Annotated in this window: 22 protein-coding genes; 15 read left to right on the plus strand and 7 right to left on the minus strand. The window is 58.5% G+C overall.

The window, feature by feature from the left end; genetic code table 11:
* Positions 1 to 5 precede the first annotated feature (5 nt).
* Positions 6 to 239, minus strand: a complete 234-nt coding sequence (locus tag PLUT_RS10355; protein ID WP_011358714.1) for a metal-sensitive transcriptional regulator — start codon at positions 237 to 239, stop codon at positions 6 to 8.
* 107 nt (positions 240 to 346) lie between these two features.
* Positions 347 to 949: a DUF1997 domain-containing protein gene (locus tag PLUT_RS10360; protein ID WP_011358715.1), complete on the minus strand. Its 603-nt coding sequence runs from the start codon at positions 947 to 949 to the stop codon at positions 347 to 349.
* A gap of 287 nt (positions 950 to 1,236) precedes the next feature.
* Here PLUT_RS10360 and PLUT_RS11940 point away from each other — a divergent pair, with 287 nt between their 5' ends.
* From PLUT_RS11940 to PLUT_RS10405, 10 genes are all read left to right on the plus strand, one after another.
* A complete protein-coding gene (locus PLUT_RS11940) occupies positions 1,237 to 1,374 on the plus strand; it encodes a hypothetical protein (protein WP_203415235.1) in 138 nt (45 codons plus the stop codon).
* A gap of 145 nt (positions 1,375 to 1,519) precedes the next feature.
* Entirely contained in the window at positions 1,520 to 1,747 is a 228-nt protein-coding gene (locus PLUT_RS10365) for a hypothetical protein (protein WP_011358717.1), read from the plus strand.
* A gap of 91 nt (positions 1,748 to 1,838) precedes the next feature.
* Complete coding sequence (locus PLUT_RS10370) at positions 1,839 to 2,840, plus strand: aminoglycoside phosphotransferase family protein (RefSeq protein ID WP_011358718.1); 1,002 nt, start codon at positions 1,839 to 1,841, stop codon at positions 2,838 to 2,840.
* Positions 2,837 to 3,811, plus strand: coding sequence for a nucleotidyltransferase family protein (locus tag PLUT_RS10375; protein ID WP_011358719.1), 975 nt, complete (start codon positions 2,837 to 2,839; stop codon positions 3,809 to 3,811). The genes PLUT_RS10370 and PLUT_RS10375 overlap by 4 nt, the downstream gene beginning before the upstream one ends.
* Positions 3,808 to 4,974 carry an exo-beta-N-acetylmuramidase NamZ family protein gene (locus PLUT_RS10380; RefSeq protein ID WP_011358720.1) on the plus strand — a complete coding sequence of 389 codons (1,167 nt, stop codon included), beginning with the start codon at positions 3,808 to 3,810 and terminating at the stop codon, positions 4,972 to 4,974. The genes PLUT_RS10375 and PLUT_RS10380 overlap by 4 nt, the downstream gene beginning before the upstream one ends.
* A gap of 31 nt (positions 4,975 to 5,005) precedes the next feature.
* Entirely contained in the window at positions 5,006 to 6,427 is a 1,422-nt protein-coding gene (locus tag PLUT_RS10385) for a sodium:solute symporter (RefSeq protein WP_011358721.1), read from the plus strand.
* A 69-nt stretch (positions 6,428 to 6,496) separates the two neighbouring features.
* The gene (locus PLUT_RS10390) at positions 6,497 to 7,855 is read left to right on the plus strand and encodes a PAS domain-containing protein (RefSeq protein ID WP_081423701.1); all 1,359 of its coding nucleotides are present in this window, start codon (positions 6,497 to 6,499) and stop codon (positions 7,853 to 7,855) included.
* Positions 7,852 to 10,296 (plus strand): PAS domain S-box protein, encoded by a 2,445-nt coding sequence (locus PLUT_RS12045; protein WP_011358723.1) that lies wholly within the window; start codon positions 7,852 to 7,854, stop codon positions 10,294 to 10,296. The genes PLUT_RS10390 and PLUT_RS12045 overlap by 4 nt, the downstream gene beginning before the upstream one ends.
* 2 nt (positions 10,297 to 10,298) lie before the next feature.
* On the plus strand, positions 10,299 to 10,661 hold the full coding sequence (locus PLUT_RS10400) for a response regulator (protein ID WP_041464221.1): 363 nt from the start codon (positions 10,299 to 10,301) through the stop codon (positions 10,659 to 10,661).
* A 125-nt stretch (positions 10,662 to 10,786) separates the two neighbouring features.
* On the plus strand, positions 10,787 to 11,044 hold the full coding sequence (locus tag PLUT_RS10405; RefSeq protein ID WP_011358725.1) for a bacteriochlorophyll c-binding family protein: 258 nt from the start codon (positions 10,787 to 10,789) through the stop codon (positions 11,042 to 11,044).
* A gap of 116 nt (positions 11,045 to 11,160) precedes the next feature.
* On the opposite strand, the gene PLUT_RS10410 is transcribed toward PLUT_RS10405, so the two are convergent.
* Positions 11,161 to 11,856, minus strand: a complete 696-nt coding sequence (locus PLUT_RS10410) for an SDR family oxidoreductase (RefSeq protein WP_011358726.1) — start codon at positions 11,854 to 11,856, stop codon at positions 11,161 to 11,163.
* Positions 11,857 to 11,985: 129 nt separating this feature from the next.
* Between PLUT_RS10410 and PLUT_RS10415 the strand changes: the two genes are divergently transcribed.
* On the plus strand, positions 11,986 to 13,329 hold the full coding sequence (locus PLUT_RS10415; protein ID WP_011358727.1) for a pentapeptide repeat-containing protein: 1,344 nt from the start codon (positions 11,986 to 11,988) through the stop codon (positions 13,327 to 13,329).
* Positions 13,330 to 13,346: 17 nt separating this feature from the next.
* A complete protein-coding gene (locus tag PLUT_RS10420; RefSeq protein WP_041463940.1) occupies positions 13,347 to 13,580 on the plus strand; it encodes a hypothetical protein in 234 nt (77 codons plus the stop codon).
* 8 nt (positions 13,581 to 13,588) lie between these two features.
* On the opposite strand, the gene PLUT_RS10425 is transcribed toward PLUT_RS10420, so the two are convergent.
* The 3 genes from PLUT_RS10425 to PLUT_RS10435 all read right to left on the minus strand — a co-directional run bounded on the left by PLUT_RS10425 (position 13,589) and on the right by PLUT_RS10435 (position 16,711).
* Positions 13,589 to 13,882, minus strand: a complete 294-nt coding sequence (locus tag PLUT_RS10425) for a hypothetical protein (protein ID WP_011358728.1) — start codon at positions 13,880 to 13,882, stop codon at positions 13,589 to 13,591.
* Positions 13,883 to 14,053: 171 nt separating this feature from the next.
* A complete protein-coding gene (locus tag PLUT_RS10430) occupies positions 14,054 to 14,728 on the minus strand; it encodes a PAS domain-containing protein (RefSeq protein WP_011358729.1) in 675 nt (224 codons plus the stop codon).
* 99 nt (positions 14,729 to 14,827) lie between these two features.
* Positions 14,828 to 16,711, minus strand: coding sequence for a potassium transporter Kup (locus tag PLUT_RS10435; RefSeq protein WP_203415236.1), 1,884 nt, complete (start codon positions 16,709 to 16,711; stop codon positions 14,828 to 14,830).
* Positions 16,712 to 17,352: 641 nt separating this feature from the next.
* On the opposite strand from PLUT_RS10435, the gene PLUT_RS10440 reads away from it, so the two are divergent.
* Together PLUT_RS10440 and PLUT_RS10445 are read left to right on the plus strand one after the other, a co-directional pair.
* Positions 17,353 to 17,850, plus strand: a complete 498-nt coding sequence (locus PLUT_RS10440) for a septal ring lytic transglycosylase RlpA family protein (protein ID WP_011358731.1) — start codon at positions 17,353 to 17,355, stop codon at positions 17,848 to 17,850.
* Between the two features lie 190 nt (positions 17,851 to 18,040).
* Positions 18,041 to 18,358, plus strand: a complete 318-nt coding sequence (locus PLUT_RS10445) for a septal ring lytic transglycosylase RlpA family protein (protein WP_157858258.1) — start codon at positions 18,041 to 18,043, stop codon at positions 18,356 to 18,358.
* A gap of 3 nt (positions 18,359 to 18,361) precedes the next feature.
* Here PLUT_RS10445 and PLUT_RS10450 read toward each other — a convergent pair whose 3' ends face one another.
* Complete coding sequence (locus tag PLUT_RS10450) at positions 18,362 to 19,030, minus strand: DUF1847 domain-containing protein (protein WP_011358733.1); 669 nt, start codon at positions 19,028 to 19,030, stop codon at positions 18,362 to 18,364.
* Positions 19,031 to 19,175: 145 nt separating this feature from the next.
* Between PLUT_RS10450 and pfkA the strand changes: the two genes are divergently transcribed.
* A complete protein-coding gene (gene pfkA / locus PLUT_RS10455; RefSeq protein ID WP_011358734.1) occupies positions 19,176 to 20,198 on the plus strand; it encodes a 6-phosphofructokinase in 1,023 nt (340 codons plus the stop codon).
* The last annotated feature ends 149 nt before the right edge of the window (positions 20,199 to 20,347 follow it).

Genomic DNA, 20,347 nt, shown 5'->3' on the forward strand with positions numbered 1-20,347 from the left:
TATTATTACTGTTTGGAAATCAGTTTGAGAATCTTTTCGACATTTTTCGAATCGTCTTGGCTCATGCACTCCTTGAGGTTGCGCTCGAGCACCAGGGAAAAGGTCTTGTCAAGTGCCGCCTTGGCCGCCTGGAACTGCGTAATGACCTGCTCGCAGGAAGCACCCCGCTCCAGCATGCGGATGAGTCCTTCGACCTGACCGCCCATTTTCTTCAGCCTGAGTATCACATCTTCGTCCATGACTGCTCTCCACCTGGTTGTTCCCGATTAAGGCAAGGCATACCCCTACCCAGTACGGGTATCAAGAATACAAAAAAAAGGGGTACGGTGCAAATTTTCCTGATCACTCAGACCCGGCCGCCTCCGGCTTCAAGCTCGGCATCGCTGCAGCAGATATCCGACTGCACCTGAGCGAGCATGCTTTCGGTAGCCTGCTGCATGATCTGCGACATGACGGCCTCGGTCATGAACTTCAGGATCCCCTCGGGCATCATGTTAAGAGGGAACGAAAGTTCAAAGTCGATGACAATGTCGGTTTCGAAGTGTACTTCGGTACGGCCCTCGGCGAGGTGGTACAGGCAGATTTTCGAATCGGTACGCCCGACGAACGTATTCGCCTCTTCGGGGAACTCCTCCCCCTCAGGACTGTCCGCGCTCACCCAGCGTATGCATCGGCCGGTCATGCCGCCCGGCGCCTCGCCGGCATGCGGAGAGGGGAAGTTGCCGTCCTCCTCGATCTGACGAACGAAAAACACCGCAACGATGGGGTTGTTGCGCGGGTCTTTGACCTGAAACACCCACTTGTACATACCATCTTCCGGCATGTGCACCACATGGGTGCAGTAGGGGTTGCAGCGGATGATGCGCTCATGGTCTGAAAAATATGTCGACGAGTCCCTGAGGCAGGACTCGATGACGATCTTCGCCTTGCTTTTGCCGACTACCTCCATAATAATGCAGTTCTGGTCTTGTGGCCGACCCCGCTGCCAACAAAGAAGGGGGCGTCCGTATTACTCTTATATAATAATGTACTGAGAAGCACCGCCGGCACGGGAACGGCTACATCCAAACGGCAGCATCATACTCGAGATGAACCACGCCCCGAAGCGAAGAGTTCCCCGCAAGGGACGGGGAAACCAGCACCCTCGAAAAGGCAAACCGATGCCCGCAATAGTACCTATTTACAGGTTTTTTATTATTATTGGAAAAGATTATCCCCACCACGAACAGGAAGACAATGGAACCGACACTCGAAACAACGTTCAATTACACCGCAATCGTCGCTCCGATCGCATTTTTCCTCGGCGGCATCGTTATTGTTCTCCTGCTCAACAAGTTCATAGGAAAAAATCAGGGGCCCTCAAAAACGCTATAACGCGTTGAGCGCCCGTGGCTTCCGTCCCATTTTCCATTTTTTTATCTCGGGAAAATTAGTTAGCTTTTTATTATTACTGCTCGGGATAAGGTAATTTTACCGGATATTTTCCCTTAACTCTTCTAAAACCAAAACAATACACGCCATGTCAAACGGATCAAACATCGATGTCGCAGGCGCTGTGAACACTCTTGTCGAAACTGCCGGCAAGCTTTTCCAGCTCCAGATGGACCTCATCAACAACAGCCTGAAGGCTATCACCAACGCTGCCGAGCCGCTTGCAAAGACTGCAACCGACCTCATCGGCAACCTTGCTGACACCGCCAACCAGGTTCTCCAGAACGTCTCCGCCGCAATCGCGCCGAAGAAGTAAGTTCACCTGTCCTTAGACAAGCACCTTACGCTACAGGCGTAAGGTGCTTTTTTTTTGCCTCACGGAACGCCCTGACCATATTGGAACCACAATGATCGAGGACCGCATCAGGAACATGCTCGGCAGGGATGAAAGATCCGAAGCCGCCATCACGAGGATTCAGGGGGATGCCTCCAGCCGCCAGTACTTCAGGGCTGCCACCCCGAACCGCACCCTCATCGCGTGCTACGACCCGCTGTTCGAAGGCCGTGATGCAGCAGGCTACCCGTTCCTCGTCATGCACCGGCTGTTTTCCGCCCACGCGGTTCCGGTACCGGAAATCGTTTCGGCCGACAGCACAAGCGGCCTCATCATGCAGGAGGACTGCGGAAACCTCCAGCTGCAGGATGCCCTCGCTGCCGCCTCGCCCGAAACAGCGGCCCTGCTTTACCAGGATGCCGTAGAACTCATGATCCGCATCCAGAGGATCCCCCGGAGTACCGAACCCGTCCCCTTCTCACTGTCGTTCGACATGGAAAAGCTCATGTTCGAATTTGACTTCTTCATCGAGCATGCCATCCTCGGCTACTTCGGCGACTGGTTCAGCGAAGGCGATGCCCTTGCCCTCAGGATGGAGTTCGAAGCGATCGCCCGACTGCTTGTCCGTCCTGAGCAGTTTGTGCTCAACCACCGCGACTACCACAGCCGCAACATTCTCATCCACCGGGGCAGGCCGGTAGTCATTGATTTCCAGGACGCGCGCATGGGCCTCTCACAATACGACGCCGCTTCACTCCTGCGCGACTCCTACAGCCGCCTCCCGGACAAACTCGTCCTTGATCTCCAGCGCCTCCACCACGAAGGGCTGGCATCGGCAGGCATCCATAGAGAAGGGTTCGACGGCTACCTCCGCATGTTCGACATCATGGCCTTCCAGCGGAACATCAAAGCGCTCGGAACCTTTGCATTCCAGATGAAACAGCCGGGAAAGGCCTCGTTCGAAGCATCCATACCACCGACCCTCGCCTACCTGCCACGTTATATCGAACGGCACCGGGAACTGCAGGGCGCCGGGCGGATCCTCCAGCGCGTCCTGGAAGGAGAGGGCAGATGAAAGCCTTTGTTCTTGCGGCCGGTTTCGGCACGCGCCTCCGCCCCCTTACCGAACATCTGCCGAAACCGCTGGTACCGGTGATGAACATCCCGGGCCTCTTCTACACATTCGCGCTCCTTAAGCAGGCAGGCATCACCGAGATCATCTGCAATATCCACCACCATGCCGAGCAGATACGGCGCTTCATCGAAGAGAGCCGCCTGCCGGGCCTCTGCATCACCTTTTCGGAAGAACCCTCGATACTGGGCACTGGCGGAGGACTGAAGCGGTGCGAACCCCTGCTGAAGGGCGGGGACTTCCTGCTCGTCAACAGCGACATCATCACCGACATCGATTTCCGGGCGCTCATCGAACAGCACCGCCGCTCGCAGAGAGCAGGGACGCTCTGCCTGTATGAAACTCCCGAGGCCGCATCAATCGGCATGGTTGGCATAGAGGGCGAGCTCGTCAGGGACTTCGCCGGCCGGCGCGGCACCGGCATTGAATCATCATTCATCTACACCGGAAGCGCCGTCTTCAGCCCTGAAATCTTCCGCCACCTCGAGACCGGTTTTTCCAGCATCGTCGAAACAGGGTTCTACGGCCTCGTCGAGCGCAACACGCTCGGATACCACCCGCACCGGGGCCTCTGGCAGGACATCGGCACCCTTGAGAGCTACCTTCGGGCGAACCTCGATACCCCGGCCGTTCCGGACCGCCTCGGCGCCATCTTAGAGCATGCGCTGGGCATGCGGCCGCACCGGATCGCACCCGATGCCCGGATCGCATCCGATGCATCCATCACGCACTCCGTCATCGGAAGCGGGTGCGTCATCGGCAAGGGGTGCCGGGTCCAACGCTCCGTCCTTCTGCCCGGCACGGTGGTGGAAGCGGGCACAGTGGTGGAGGATTCGGTTGCCGACCAGTACGGAGCAACCCTCGTCAAACCAAAACCTGCAGCCCGGAACATCATCATGGAGCAGAATCAATGATACTGACTGGACTTGACCGGCTCCTTGCAGAGCCGGATGGCATAAGCGGACGCTCCATAGGCCTGCTCGTCAACCAGACATCCCTCACCCGGGAGTTCGAGTACTCCTGGAACGCCCTGAATAGGCGCGGCATCCCCGTCCGGAGGCTCTTCTCCCCAGAACACGGACTGTTCGCCATCGAGCAGGACCAGGTGGCGGTGGGCTTCGAACCGGAAACCGGATGTGAAACGGCAAGCCTCTACGGCAGCACCGCCGACTCCCTCATCCCGAAAAAGGAGCTCCTTCCGGACCTTGACCTGATCATATTCGATATACAGGATGTCGGCTCCCGATACTACACCTACCTCAACACCCTCGCACTCCTCATGGAGGCGGTCTCCGGCATGGGGATCGAAATCATGGTGCTGGACCGCCCGAACCCCCTCGGGGGAACAGCCGTCGAAGGCCCCATGCTGGATCCTGCATTCCGCTCATTCGTCGGCATTTTCCCCGTCCCGGTCCGCCACGGCCTCACAGCCGGAGAGCTCGCCCACCTCTACCGCGACTACCGCAAGCTCGATCTGGAGCTCAGCGTGGTCCCTATGGAGGGATGGCGGCGCGATATGCTCTTCGGCGATACCGGTCTGCAATGGGTCCCCCCGTCCCCGAACATGCCGACCGTCCAGACTGCCGCCGTCTATCCCGGCATGTGCCTCTTCGAGGGCCTCAGCGTGTCGGAAGGCCGCGGGACGACGACCCCGTTCGAACTCTCCGGCGCTCCGTTCGTCCATCCCGAAGCGCTGGCTGAAGCATGCCGCTCCTATAACCTTCCGGGAATCGTGTTCCGGCCGGCCTGGTTCCGTCCGGGGTTCCACAAGTTTGCAGGGGAAGCGGTGGGCGGGATCGCCCTGCAGGTGAGCGACCTCCGGAGCTTCCGCCCCTTCGCAACCGGCGTGGCCATGACCGCTGCGCTCCACCGGCTATACCCCGGTGATGTCCGCTTCCTCCGGGGGGTGTACGAGTTCAACGACACCGTTCCCGCCTTCGATCTCCTTGCGGGCAACGCTTCAGTGCGGACCTCCATTGAAGAGGACCTCCCGGTTGAGGCCATCATCGACTCATGGAGAGCCGACGAAGCAGCATTCAGCGCCGAAAAACAGGCATTCCACATCTACGGCCACTGACACTCCATGCCGAAACGACAAGCTTCCGCCCATGCAGCCCCTTGACATCACAATCGTCGTCGTCTTTCTTCTCGGCAACACCATCTTCGGTCTCTGGCAGGGAAGAAGCAACCGGAGCACCGGCGACTACTTTCTCGGCAGCCACCGTCTTCCGTGGGTGGTGGCCATGCTCTCCATCGTCGCCACTGAAACCTCGGTACTTACCTTCGTCAGTGTTCCGGGACTTGCCTACCGCGGCGACTGGTCGTTCCTGCAGCTCCCGCTCGGCTACATCGCCGGCAGGATCCTCGTCAGCGCCCTGCTCCTGCCGATGTATTTCCGAGAAGGGGTAACATCCATCTATGAGAGCATCGGAACCCGCTACGGCCGGGGCATGCAGCGCCTCGCCTCCGTGGTTTTTCTCGTAACACGCATCCTTGGCGACGGCGTGCGCTTCCTTGCCACCGCGGTGGTGGTGGAAGTCGTGACCGGCTGGAGCATGCCGCTCTCGGTGCTGATCATCGGCGCCGTCACCCTCATCTACACCATTTCGGGTGGGCTGAAGGCAGTCGCCTGGCTCGACAGCTTCCAGTTTGCCCTCTACCTGCTCGGCGGCATCATCACCATCGTCTTCATAGGCCTCCACATCGACGGAGGCATCCCCGCAGCGCTCCAGACGCTTGGCGCTGAAGGGAAGCTGCAGATGTTCAACTTCGACCGAAACATCCTCCTTGATCCCATGGCGTTCGGCGGCGCATTCATCGGTGGCATGTTCCTTTCGCTCGCTTCGCACGGAGTCGACCACATGATGGTGCAGCGCGTTCTTGCCTGCAGCAGCCTCGGTGCAGCCCGAAAAGCCCTCATCGGCAGCGGATTCTTCGTGTTCCTCCAGTTCGCCGTGTTCCTTCTTGCCGGCTCGCTCATGTTCGTTTTCACTGGCGGCGCGCCGCGGGAGCAGGACCGGGAGTTCGCAACGTTCATCGTCCAGAGCCTCCCCCCGGGCCTCAAGGGGCTCCTGCTTGCCGGCATCCTCTCAGCCGCCATGTCGACCATTGCATCCTCCATCAACTCCCTGGCATCCTCCACCGTCACCGACATCATGGGAGGGAATGCCTCGCTCCGGACATCACGCATCATAAGCCTCGGATGGGCAGGGGTGCTCATCGCCATCGCGCTCGCCTTCAATGAGGGCGACAAGGCGATCATCATGGTCGGGCTGAAAATCGCATCCTACACTTACGGAGGGCTGCTGGGGCTCTTCCTCCTCTCGACCGGCCGCTGCAGCTTCCACCCCTCGAGCCTTGCCGCAGGCCTCGTTGCCGGCATGGGCACCGTCTTCGCCCTTGACGCCGCAGGGCTCGCCTGGACCTGGTACATTCTGCTCTCGGCCGCCGTCAACATCCTCATTGTCCACGCAGCCGACGCTTTCCGTCGGGAGAGCTCGGGCAGCAGAGAAAACACCCCCCGAGAGTAAGCTGAAGTCCGCTTTCTTTTGAGTGGGGGTATTGCTACATTGGTTATTAAATCCCCATACGGCAATGGCATGGAACATGCACACGAACAATTGAGACGCGAGAACGAACGCCTGCGGATGGAGCTCAAGCTCCTGCGGGCCCAGACCTGCGACGGAAACGCCTGCCAGACGCTTGAAATGGCCGCTGAAGCCAGCCGGACAGGGACCTGGGACTGGAACATCGCCACGGGGGAGCTGAGGGTCGACGAGCGGTGGGCGGAGATGATCGGATTCACTCTCTCGGAGCTCGGCCACTTCACCCTCGACGCCTGGCACGAACGCTGCCACCCGAACGATCTCGAGCAGTCGGAGCGGGTGCTTCAGGAATACTTTGAAGGCAAACGCCCGCTTTATGAGGTTGAGCTCCGCATGCTCCACCGTAACGGCCGCTGGGTATGGGTCGTGGCACGCGGCAAAGTGTTCGAGCGCGACTGTGAGGGCAGGCCGATCCGGATGGTCGGCTCACACCACGACATCACCGAACGGAAAGCCGCCGAAGAAGCCCTCACCCGGAACATCGGGTTCGAGCGGCTGATCACCGCCCTGTCGAACCGCTTCATCAGCCTCGGTTTTGAGGAAATCGACGGCATGATCATGAGCATCCTCCAGCTCATCGGTGAGTTTGTCGGCGCTGATAGAAGCTATGTCTTTCAGTTCAGCGACGACCTGCAGCTCATGGACAACACCCACGAGTGGTGCGCTGAGGGTACCGAACCGCAGATTGATGCACTGAAGGGCCTGCCGACCGACATCTTCCCCTGGTGGATGGAGCGCATCAACCGCAATGAGTCCATCCTCCTGCCCCGGATCGAAGAGCTGCCTCTGGAGGCCTCGGCCGAACGGGATATCCTCGAAGCGCAGGACATCAAGTCCCTGATCGTTATTCCGCTTACTTCCGGGGCGATCCCGTTCGGCTACATCGGCTTCGACACCGTACACCGCGAAATGGAGTGGCAGCCGGACACCGTCTCCATCCTCAAGTTCGCAGGCGGCATCATCGCCAATGCCCTCCAGCGCCAGCGTGCCGAGCAGTGCATCCAGGCCGAGCTCGACCTTGCCATCAAGCTCAACACCTCAACCTCGTTCCAGGAGACCCTCGCATTCTCTCTCCATGCGGCCATGTCGGTCTCAGGCATGGACTGCGGCGGCGTCTACCTGGTCAACAAGAACGAAAAGACCATCACCCTCGCTTACCATGAAGGACTCCCGGACGCGTTCGCCCGTGAAGCCGCATGCTACCCCTTCGATTCAGAGAACGCCCGGATCATCCAGGAGGGAAAACCGATATACCAGCAGTTCAGCAGGCTCCTGAGTACGGAAAAAAGGAGATCGGTGCCGAAAACCTCCAGGCCATCGCCATCATCCCGATCATTTACAAGGGAGAGGTGATCGGCAGCCTCAACGTTGCATCGCACACCATCAGCCAGGTCCCCGGGTTTGCGCGCAAGGCGCTTGAAACCGTGACCGCCCATATCGGCGCGGCAATCATTCAGGCCCGGCATGAAGAGGAAATCGCGACAGCAAAGACCAATTTCGAGGTACTCTTCGACACCATTGACGACTTCCTCTTCATCGTCGACATGGATGGTCTGGTCATCCACACCAACGAAACGGTCCGCCAGCGGCTGGGCTATTCGACCGACGAACTGCAGGGCTGCCATGTGCTCCACTTCCACCCCGAGGAACAGCGGAAAGAGGCCGAAGCCAACATCACGGCGATGCTCAAGGGAACAGGGGATGCATGCCTCGTGCCGCTGCGAACCAAAAGCGGCGAGCTCATTCCGGTTGAGACACGGGTGACGCCCGGCACATGGAACAGCCGCCCGGTGCTCTTCGGCACCAGCCGCGACATGTCCGAACGGATGCGGGCAGAAGAGACCCTCATGGAAAGCGAACGACGCTTCCGGGAGCTGACCGAGTTCCTGCCGCTGCCCCTCTTCGAGATCAACCGGCAGGGCATGGTGACTTACAGCAACAACAAGTCAACGGAAGTGTTCGGCTACACCAAGGAGGAGTTTGCCGACAACTTCCCTGTCGCACGCTTCACCGTGGCAGAAGAACGCGACCGGGCGTTGCTGAACATGAGCCAGATGCTGGCGGGGCAGCGGCCGGCAAACAGCACCGAATACGGAGCAACAAAAAAAGACGGCAGCAGGATCCCGATGCTGCTCTACAGCTCGCCGATCATGCAGGAGGGCGTAATCAAGGGAATACGCGGCATCGCCATCGATCTTACCGACCTGAAACAGGCCGAGGACGCGTTGCGCAACATCGCAATTCAGCAACGTCTGGTCAGCGAGTTCCAGGCACTTATCGACAACATCCCGGGCGCGGTCTACCGCATCAACCGGGAGGGAAAAACCGTCATTCTCTCGATGGTTGACGACTTCCAGAACGAATTCTCAAAAGAGCGGTTCGAGGCAGAGCTGTTCAACGAGCCCTCCATCATCCACCCCGACGACCTGGAAGCCGTTCTCGGATCGAATCGAACCATCGGAGAATCCGGCACCTCAGAAACCCTCACATACAGGATCATCTCCGCCAGCGGCACCGTTCGATGGATCGAGGACCGCCGCACGCCGGCATTCGGGGAAGACGGCACATTCAACGGCATCGACGGCATCCTGTTCGACATCACCGAACGGGTCCGGATACAGGAGGACAAGCGGGAGCTTGAGTCAAGGCTCCGCAACACCCAGCGCCTCGAAACCATCGGCACCCTGGCTGGTGGCATCGCGCACGACTTCAACAATATCCTCACCCCGGTGCTCGGATACGCCGAGATGGGGGCGCTTGAGGTTCCGGTGGAGAACCACCTGCGGGATTATTTCAGGGAAATCGTTCAGGCTGCCGAGCGGGCAAAGAACCTTGTGTCGCAAATCCTGACATTCAGCCGGGCCCAGGAGAGCGAAGCGACAGCGGTCAACATGCAGTCCATCATCACCGAAGCCCTCAAACTCCTCCGGCCCTCCATTCCCAGCACCATCACCATTAAGAGGAATCTCGACCAGAAATGCGGAAACATTCTGGCAGATCCGTCGCAGATCCATCAGGTAATCGTCAACCTCTGCACCAACGCCTTCCAGGCGATGGAACAGTCGGGCGGCACCCTTTCCCTTGAACTCGGCGAGATTGCTCCCGGGAGCGAACGACTGAAAATGTTCCCCCGCCTGGAACAGTTGAACTGCATCCACCTCTCCATTACCGATACCGGGTCAGGCATGGACGAAGCCACGATGGAGCGCATCTTTGAGCCCTTCTTCACCACGAAATCGGTCAACAAGGGCACCGGGCTCGGCCTGTCGGTCGTGCACGGCATCATCACGAGCTACAATGGCGAAATCACCGTTGAAAGCCAGCCCGGAATCGGAGCCACCTTCCACGTCTACCTGCCGGTCATCAACGAGGAGATCCATGAGGAGCCGATGCAGGAACCCATGTCGGGCGGAATCGGGCGCATCCTCTTCGTCGATGACGAAGTGGCGACCGTCAAGCTGATGCAGGAGATGATCCCGAAACTCGGTTTCAGCATCGCATGCTTCAACTCCCCCCACAACGCCCTCGAGGCATACAGCAAAGAGCCTGACCGGTTCGATCTGCTGTTGACCGACCTGACCATGCCGGAGATGACCGGCATCGAGCTGGCACGAAACATCCACAAGCTCAATCCCTCAATTCCTGTCATACTCCTGACAGGTTACGGCAAGGACATCGAACTCACCTCGCCGCTCAACCGCTACGGCATCACGAAGTTCCTGAAAAAACCGGTCCAGCGAAGCGAACTCGGAGCAGCAATCAATGAAGTCATTTCAGCAAATAAGCCCCAATGAACATGAACATCCTGGTTATTGACGACGATGCTGCCGTCAGAAAATTCATATGCACGACCCTGACACGGGAACACCACAACGTATTTGAAGCGGACAACGGCAAGACTGGACTGCAGATGCTGGCCCAGCACCCGGAGGTCGAACTGATGGTCACCGATCTCATCATGCCGGAAAAAGAGGGCATTGAAACCATTATGGAGGCACGCCAGAGCCATCCGGAGCTTAAAATCGTAGCCATGTCAGGCGGCGGGAAGGTCGGCCCTGAAAACTATCTGGTCCTGGCCGACGCCCTCGGAGCCAATGTCACCCTGAAAAAGCCCTTCAGTGCACAGGAACTGCTCCTCAGCCTGAAGTTCATGGAGTAGGGCCTAAAAGACGGGGCGCGGGGAAAGGTTTTGATGATAACCGATATTTTTACGATATTATAAGTAAGCGATACTACCGACCCTATCGGTCGGCGATACCAACCATTTCAGAGGAAACAACAGCGATGAACGGCAGCACAGGCGCATTCGTACAGGGAGCAGAAGCCTACGGAAGGCTTCTTGAGGTGTTCATCGACGGGCACTGGTGGGTGGTCGGAGACGCTCTGGAGAACATCGGCAAAACCACCAAGCGGCTTGGCGCCAATGCCTACCCCTATCTCTACGGCGGCAGCGGAGCTGGAGCGGGCCTGAGGGGTTCGTCACCGGAAGCTTCCGGATACGCGAGACCGGATAAAGACGTCGTAAGCCGCTTCAACGACTGAGGCCGGCCTTACAGCCGAAAGGCAGGAAACACCGCGGGACCCGATCAGGGTCCCGTTTCTTTTTGTGCCGCAGGCAACAGCAGTGCACTCCATATGTCCCCGACGATATGCCTCAGTCAGGACAGGTTGTCGTAACAGTACTCAAGGCTGTCCTGCACCTGCTCTTCACCACTCACAACTTCAAAGGTCCGGTTCCGGGCCTTATCCAGCCATAACGACAGAACGAGAAGTTCAGCCACGTCCGAACGGTTTGTCCAGCCCGACCACATATGGTCACCCTGCCCCACCACCATAGTATGCTGAAGCGGCTCCCCGTCCTTCAATCCGCCGGGCCGCACGATGGTGTAGCTTCTGCCGTTCTGGGAAAAGATCTTTCGAATGTGCTCCTCGGCCGCAAATTTCATGGAAAGAACTCCACCGAACAGGTTGAGCGGATGGTACCAGCGGGTTACGGCAAGCGAGCTTACCAGCCCGAAATGCTTCACCCCCGCAGAGAGGGCTGCGTCAGCAAGCCTGATGACCCCGTCGCGGTCCACAGCAGATGGAGACGCATCGCCGGTGAGGGCGCTGGAGCCGACCGCCGAAATCACCCCCGTGCAACCCGTCACCGCCTTGTCGAGTGCGGCCCGGTCCTGCAGTGAGCCAAGAGCAATCTCCACGTCGGCGTCGAAACCCGATGCCCGCTCAAGTGAACGGACGAGCGCACGAACAGGAATATTGTAATGCCGCAACCGCTTCACGACCCAACTCCCGGTACGGCCGCTTGCTCCCGCAACAAGCACCCTGCCGCTGAAAAGATCCCTGCTATCCATTGTATTCCTTTGGTTTATAATTACAGAAGTTCTACAGTAACTAACGCAGCGGGCTCAGCCAAAAGTTTCGTACGGCGCCATGAATTCATTACTTTTCCTTCATACAGCATCAAACCAGACCAAGCCGCCATGAAGCCTCAGCTCCTCAAGTGGGTACTCAGTGTAACCCTTGTCCTCATCCTCCCACCGAAGGGCGCTCCTGCGTTTGAGCGTGAGGCCCTCCAGACACTGAAGGGAAGCCTCACCGAGTGGAACGGCATGCGCAACGCTGCCAATGGTGCCCCGGTCGACCTCTACAAGGCCGATCTTGAGGATGCCGAACTTGCGGGAGCGGATCTCCGCCGCACGGTCCTCATCCGTGCCGACCTCAGCGGCGCCAACCTGAACGGAGCGAACCTCCGGGAGGCGAACCTCGCCATGGCATTCATCAGGAAAGCCGACATGAAGGGCGCGGACATGACGGGAGCCTGGCTCGTGAAGGCCAACCTGAAAAGCTCGTTCATGAACGGCGCCAGTTTCAGGGGCGCGAACCTCCTCGGGGCCAACCTTCGCTGGAGTTCGCTGAGAAAAGCCGACTTGACGGGTGCCAACCTTTCGAACGCCGTACTCTTCGAAGCCAATCTCGCCGGAGCCGATCTCAGCGGGGCGAACCTCTCGGGGGCGACGTTCCTGCCGAATGCGAACCTCGAGGGGGCGACACTGTCGGCAAACACCATCCTGCCCTCCGGCGCCCGTGCCGATGCCGGCTGGTGCACCCGCAACCGCGCCCGCTTCGTCAATGAGGCTCCGCGCACCACACCATCCTGGATTGAAAAACCTGCCGTTGAATATCTCCCACCAGCAGCGCCAAAAGCAGGAACTGCCGCAAAAGATGCCGCCATACCGGCCGTCGCTGGTCAGAAGCAGCAGGAACTTCTCTTTGAGGACGTGGAGGCATGGAACCGGATGCGCAAGGACAATCCCGCAATGAAGGTCGAACTGAAAAAGGAAAAACTTGAAAGCAGCTCGCTGGAAGGTGCCGACCTCCGCCAGGCCGACCTCGGAGCGAGCAGCTTCAACGGAGCAACCCTTGACAATGCCGACATGAGGGGTGCAAACCTCAGGAACGCATACATGAAAAAAGCCGACCTTAAATCAGCAAAGCTCGGCGGAGCATGCCTTGAGGGAGCGAATCTGGACAGGGCTTTTTTGAAGGATGCGGACCTCAGTGGCGCAAACCTCCGGGGAACCATGCTTTACGGAGCGACCCTCAGCGGCGCGAACCTTGAGGGTGCGGACCTTGCAGGCGCATCACTCTTTGATGCCGACCTCCGGGGCGCAAACCTCGACGGGGCAGATCTGGAAGGAGCCAATGTCATGGACGCAGATTTCACCGACGCGGTGTTTTCCCCGACGACAACGCTGCCGTCGGGGAAAAAGGCGACGAAAAGCTGGACCGCCATGCATCGCGCGCGGTTCATCAGCCACAACTAACAGAGACGGAGCTCACGATGGCCAACATCCTTGTTGCCAGTTATTACAGCAGATGGAACCTGCATAACCATACGGGGCGAATCGCCCTGTATGATTCAGGCAGCCAGCTGATAGAGAACCATATATTCAGCGACCCTGCGGAATTCCAGGTCGTCGTCAGCATGCTGCGGAATGAAAGGCCCCTGTGGTATGAAACCGAGGCGCATCACCTCCGGGCCGGGCACGAACCGGCAGGTGAGGCCGAGGACTGAGCCGGTCCCTACTTCTTGCTGGACAGCACAGGAAAGCGCTTCCTGTACACGAGATGGTGGAACAGATGCGTCCGTGAAATGTTCGGATCGCTGGCAGGCAGGCGGTGGGTCTTGCCGGTGCGGGTCACTACGTCGATGGTGCCGTCGCCGTTGACGCCGGTCACAGTCCAGAACTTGTCGACCACGTAATGGTACTCTTCTCCCCGGGCAAGCGGATATACCTGGCGCGCCCGAGGGCCGGGGCTGTAAGAGATTTTCGCTTTGTGATAGACAATAGTGTCGCCAACCCTGAAACTGATCATCTCGACCTCCTTTCCGGCATCATCGACCGGCAGTTTGAAACTGATTGTAGTTATAAAACCTATATAGTAACAAAAAAACACACCACCGCAAAACGGCCTGTTTTGCGGGGCTGCGAGCCCATGGGGAGGAAAGCAATGGAAGGGGAAAACTCGGTCGAGGCTGATAGGAACTCAGCAGCTTTTACGCAGGATCATCGCATACTCGTTCAAGTCGGACATCGGACGGCTTTTCACATAGAGGCTCCACTCCACATCCACGTAAGCCCCGCCTCCTGTCAGGAACTTGGAGTTGAAGGTGAATATGCCGTCGTCCGGGCCGTCCTCCCTGAGCGCGCTTTCCACATCGGGGAAGTCTTCGGGATGGATGATGCTGTCGAGACGTGCATTATGCAGCGCATTTTTCTCATAGGCCAGAAACTTCTCGATGGATCCCGTCAACTCGACGATGCGGGCAGCGTGGTCGAGCACGGCATATGCCTCGATAACCGGCTTGTACATGCCTCCGTACCGCCCCATATGCATACGGACCTGGCGAAGCAGGCCCTCAATGTCCATTCGGTAGCGGGAAAGCAGGAGTGCGTTGCCGAGCGGATCGGACGAAGATGCGGGTGAATGACCGCTGAGCAGCCACTCAATGTCCGCGCCGTCCTTCGCGAGGCGGGCCAGCATTTTCTTGCCGGGAAGGCAGCGGCCTTTCAGGTAGGGGGTCATCTGGGCGGGATACTTGATGCCCGCCACTTTGCAGAACGCGTTGACTGAACCGTGCTTCTTCAGGATATACTCCCTCAGGCGCTGACTGAAGCCATTGCGTGAAGAAACCGGATGGGGAATACTGCTGGGAGTCATGAAGTCACCTTGGGCCCGGGGGGCCGATTTTCAATCCAGGGTTGAACTACTCTGGAATATAACACTTTTAATAACCATGCAACATGAGAGTCAGGTTGCCTATATCTGCACCTGCACGCCGATTTCGATAACCTGGCCGGACGGGAGGTCGTAGTATGCTGTCGCGCTCAGCGCATTGCGGGCCATGAGGGCAAAGAGCTTCTTGCGTGAAGGGAACATCTTCGTCTTCTCGCCGGCAACGATCTTTTCGCGACTCAGGAAGAAGCTGATGCCCTCGGGCTTGAAGTTCAGGCCCTGCTGGTTGGCGAGTGCCAGCACCTGACTGATATTGGGATATTCAAGGAACCCGTACCGGGCAATCACGCGGGTGAATCCGTCACCCAGCCGGTCGACCTCGATCTTTCGGCTGTTCGGAACCCGCGGCACACGCTCGTTACTGAAATGGAACAGTGCAACCTCGGAATGCAGCACCTTGTTGTGGCGGAGGTTGTGCAGGAGCGCGATTGGAACCACATCGGGATTCGCAGTGAGATAGACCACCTGGCCCGGCACCCGTTGCGGCTGCTGGAGGGCAAGACTCCTGATGAACTCGTCGACGGTGAGGGTGCGGTCCTGGAGTTGACGCATGAGCAGCTTCCGGCCCTGCTTCCAGGTGTTCATGATGGTGAACATGACGAGGGCAACCGCAAGCGGTACCCAGGCACCGTGGAAGAGTTTACTCATGCTGGCACCGAAGAAGGAGAGATCAATTGCGGCGAAAAAGGTGATCATGACGTTGAGTGCGGCCGGATTCCATTTCCACAGATCGCGGGCAATATAGTAGAAAAGGATGGTGGAGATCAGCATCGTTGCCGTCACCGCCACACCATACGCCGCGGCAAGCTTGCTGGATGAACCGAACCATGCAACGATGCCGATGGTGCCAACCATCAGAGACCAGTTGGCCGCCGGCACATATATCTGACCCATATGGCGCGCCGAGGTGTGCGTCACCGTAAGACGCGGCAGGTATCCGAGCTGTATGGCCTGCTGGGTGAGCGAAAACACTCCGGTGATCAAGGCCTGCGATGCGATGATGGTGGCCGATGTAGCAAGGAGCACCATCGGAATCATGGCCCATGAAGGCACCAGCCCGTAAAAGGGATGGTGCGCCTCGCCGGGAGAAGACAGCAGCAGGGCGCCCTGTCCGAAGTAGTTGAGCAGCAGCGCAGGCAGCACCAGAAGGAACCAGGTAATACGGATCGGACGTCGGCCGAAATGCCCCATGTCGGCGTAGAGGGCCTCTGCGCCTGTCACGGACAGGAATACCGCACCGAGCACGGTGAACCCTTTGAGATTGTTGCCGAGCAGGAAAGAGATCCCGTGCCAGGGAAGCATGGCCTGGAGAACCTGCGGGTACTTGACGATCTCGATAATGCCGAGAATGGCGATGGCAATGAACCATAACAGAATGATCGGGCCGAACAGTGCGCCCACGCGGGCCGTTCCGTTATGCTGGAACAGAAAGAGTCCCGCAAGCACCAGCATGGTGAGAGGGATGACCATTTCATGGAAGGCAGGCGCGATGATCTGGAGCCCCTCGATGGCACTGAGCACGGAGATGGCGGGGGTGATCATCCCGTCCCCGTAAAGCAGCGATGCGCCGAACAGCCCTATTGCGACGAGAAGCCAGCGTTCATAGCCACGGTTTCGGCTATGGGTGATGATCAGGGCGGTAAGGGCGAGGATGCCCCCTTCACCGTCGTTGTCAGCCCGCATGATAAAGGTCAGGTACTTCAGCCCGACAATGAGGACCAGTGCCCAGAACAGGAGTGAGAGCACCCCGAGCACGTTGCCGGCTGAAGCCGTGATGCCGTATTCGCCGTGAAAACACTCCCTGACGGCGTACAGCGGGCTCGTGCCGATGTCACCAAACACCACGCCAAGGGCGGCAAGCGAGAGCCCCGCAAGCCGTTTCATGCCGGACGGACCGTGATCGGTCATCACGGAACTGCGTATATCAGAGTCTTCTGTCTTGGATGAAATGCTCATTCGTGAAAATAGAAGTGGGGGGTACCGCCGCGAAAGGCCCTCGGCCTGTCATGCGGAAACGGTCGTCGATCGACGGCCTGTGATGAGCCGGCAATAACATGGAGATGTCCGGCATACGGCAATTGCGCCATGCAGGATGGTCGACGCTGCAAAGGAGCGGGACTGATGAAGCGAAGCTAGCTGTCAGCATACGGTAACATTCAATGCATAAGCAGATCTATGCAGGTGTCAATATAGGGAATAGTTGCCAAACCAAACAATCCCCGGCACCTGAGTTGCGACCCCCGATGCCTGCCGATGCTGATGAATAGTATTCATAAAAAAGGATTGAAATACGCCCTTTTCAGTCCAAAAGCTTTCAATTACAAAGCAGAAAATAAAAAGAAGCACCCATTACCCGGAGCCCGCAGACCCGCACAAAACCGCCCAAACAGCCTATAAAAACAGGGGATTTCGCTCAATTTGGACATATGGGTCGAGCCGTCGTATATTGATTGAACGGAAACGAATGGATACGAATCTGATTTTTATTCATAAATGGGGCCTCCCCGAACAAATGAGGGAGGCTGAACGCGAACATAAATGAACGCTCTATGGGCACGAGAAAGCTCTTTTTCCCCACAATTCTGACCCTTCTGGCAATTACGGCCGTCACATCCTGCCAGAGCTCCCTCCAGGTATCCAGCCAATCCCCCCGCACCGACAGAGGAACAACTCCGGAGTGGGAAGCTGTGGCGGAACATACCGCAGTTGACAGCAACAACGGACTCTTTCTCGTTACTGAAGGCCTGGCATCTTACTATGCCGACCGCTTCCACGGACGCATGACGGCCAACGGAGAAAGGTTCAACATGGACGCCCTGACAGCAGCGCACCGCACCCTGCCCTTCGGCACCTGGGTCAGGGTCACCAACATGGAAAACGGCAAAGAGGTCATGGTCCGCATCAACGACCGCGGCCCGTATGTCAACGGCAGAATCATCGACCTCTCGCGCGGAGCTGCCCGTGAGCTCGGGCTCATTAAGCCGGGCACCGGCGAAGTGAAGCTCGAGGCCTTCGAATCCAACCCGGAAGCATCATTCAACGGCTGAGAACCCTTCATAATGGCATAGGGGCTGTGAGGATGTAATTACCTATATTAGAGGAAACTGCAGGAGCACCTCAATCCAGCCGTCCCCCATGGCACCAAAGGAACTGCTCAAAAGACTCATTGCCGCGACGTTTCTCGTCACGGCCAGCCCCGTTGCTCAGGCTGAAACCGAGCTGGTGGCCGATACATCCATGACAGGGCCGCAACCCTCCGCAGCCTTCGTTGACGAAGGCAGAGCGTCCTATTATGCCCTGCGCTTCAACGGAAGGAGAACTGCAAGCGGCGAAAAGCATGACGGCGCGGAACTCACAGCCGCGCATCGCACCCTCCCCTTCGGCACCAGCGTAAGGGTCACGAACCTCCGCAATGGAAAACAGGTGGTCGTACGCATCAACGACCGGGGTCCGTTCCGCAAAGGACGGATCATCGACATCTCGCCGGCGGCTGCAAGAGAGATCGGCCTCATCAGAAGCGGAACAGCGAAGGTACGCATCGAAACCCTCGACTGAGACTCACTTCGGCCTCTCCTCCATCACGCGTTTATAATAGGATGCGCTGGTATAGAGCGCAGCTGCAGGATTGTGACCGAGCACCCTGTCTTTCACGATAAGGGTTGTAGCGGGAGCCTCAGAGTGCTTGCAGAACAGCGCATCGTGCCCCACGCAGAGACCTACCACCACGTTGAGGTCCGACTTCCACCCGTTCAGCAGTTGGGCCTGCAGGAGAGGATTGCAGGCCCCTTCGAAGCTGCCCGGCCTGATTTTCAACTCCTCATCTATCCCTATGTCAGCCTTATCCACCGACCCCGCCTTGCAAAGCGCCGCCCTGTACTCGAAACCGTTCGCCTTCAGGATCCGGCCGAACAGGCGCGTCTCCCCGATGAGCCCCACACAGGTGGCGATGCCGACCTTCCGAGCCCCGATGCGCCTCGCAAACTCCACCGTCTCCTCCACACGGGTCAGCTTCCCATAGAACAACCCTTCGACCTCCGCCGCAGCATGGGCCACACGGGCATCGGTGCCGTCTCCCCCATACTCCGAAAGAGCTCTGCCGAGAGCCGCCTCATCAAGCGCCTCTCCCGGACAGAAAGGAGGGAACTCGCCCTCACGCCGGTAACAGTTGAGGGTTCCGCACTCCAGGCATCCCGGTTCATGCCGGCCTTCGCTCTCAGATGATGACATAGTCCTTATTTCCGTTTACAATGTAATTAATGCACTTTATTGCATGTAAAAACCCTCCCCATCGTCAAACGCCAGAAACCCGCCGGTCTCGAGAGACCTGCGGCATGCTCCGGGGGGAGCACACAATTCACTTCTCAATGTAACAATGACACGCAATAACGATAACGAAGGACTTTCATTCACGTCGAGCAGAATCAAAAAAATAGGCATACTGACCTCAGGGGGCGATGCGCCCGGCATGAATGCCGCCATCAGGGCGGCAACCCGGTCAACCATAGCCGCAGGACGGGAGGCCGTCGGCATCCTCCGTGGCTACCAGGGCATGATTGATGGGGAGTTCCTCCCTCTGCAGTCATCGGACGTCAGCGGCATCCTGCAGCTCGGCGGAACCATGCTCAAGACGGCCCGCTGCAAAGCATTCCGCACGCCCGAAGGACGCCGCAAGGCCGGGGAGCAGCTGAAGGCCGCGGCCATCGACGCCGTTATCGTCATCGGCGGCGACGGCTCGTTCACCGGAGCCTGGGTCATGTCGCAGGAGTGCGACATCCCGTTCGTCGGCATTCCAGCCACCATCGACAACGACATGTACGGAACAGACTATACCATCGGTTATGAAACGGCCCTGAACTCTGTGGTCTGCGCAGTCGACAAAATCAAGGACACGGCCCGCTCGCACGGACGGATCTTCTTCATCGAGGTCATGGGCCACGAAGCCGGCCTCCTCGCCCTCAACGGCGGAATCGCCTGCGGAGCCGAGGTCATCCTCATTCCCGAATCGAAAGCCCAGCACGACGAACTGCAGAAATTCCTGGAGAAGGGATACCGCGACAAGGAGTCCAGCGGCATCGTCATGGTGGCCGAAGGCGACGAGGCCGGGGGCGCCCTGCACATCGCCGAACAGGCCCAGAGGGATCACCCCGACCTCGATGTGCGCATCTCGATCCTCGGCCATATCCAGCGTGGCGGAAGCCCCGTGGCCAGGGACCGGATCAACGCCACACGGATGGGCATCGCCGCCGTTGACGCCCTCCTGAACGACCAGAAAAGCATCATGATCGGCCTCGACAACGACAGGATCGTGCATGTGACCTTCAACAAGGCGGTCAAAATGAACCACAGCATCGACACCGGCCTTTTGGAGGTGCACAACCTGCTGAACGGCATGTAGGATGCGGGGCTGTGCCCGGATAAAATCCTGCAGCCTCCGCATGCGACGCTTCTCACTCGAAACCGGAAGACTGAGGGAGGGAACACTCCGGCCCTCAACAAAGGGGGCCAAAGCCTCTGCGATGCAGGCCTGAAGCAGCTGCCGATAGA

Source organism: Pelodictyon luteolum DSM 273 (genome assembly GCF_000012485.1).
Lineage (GTDB): Bacteria > Bacteroidota > Chlorobiia > Chlorobiales > Chlorobiaceae > Chlorobium > Chlorobium luteolum.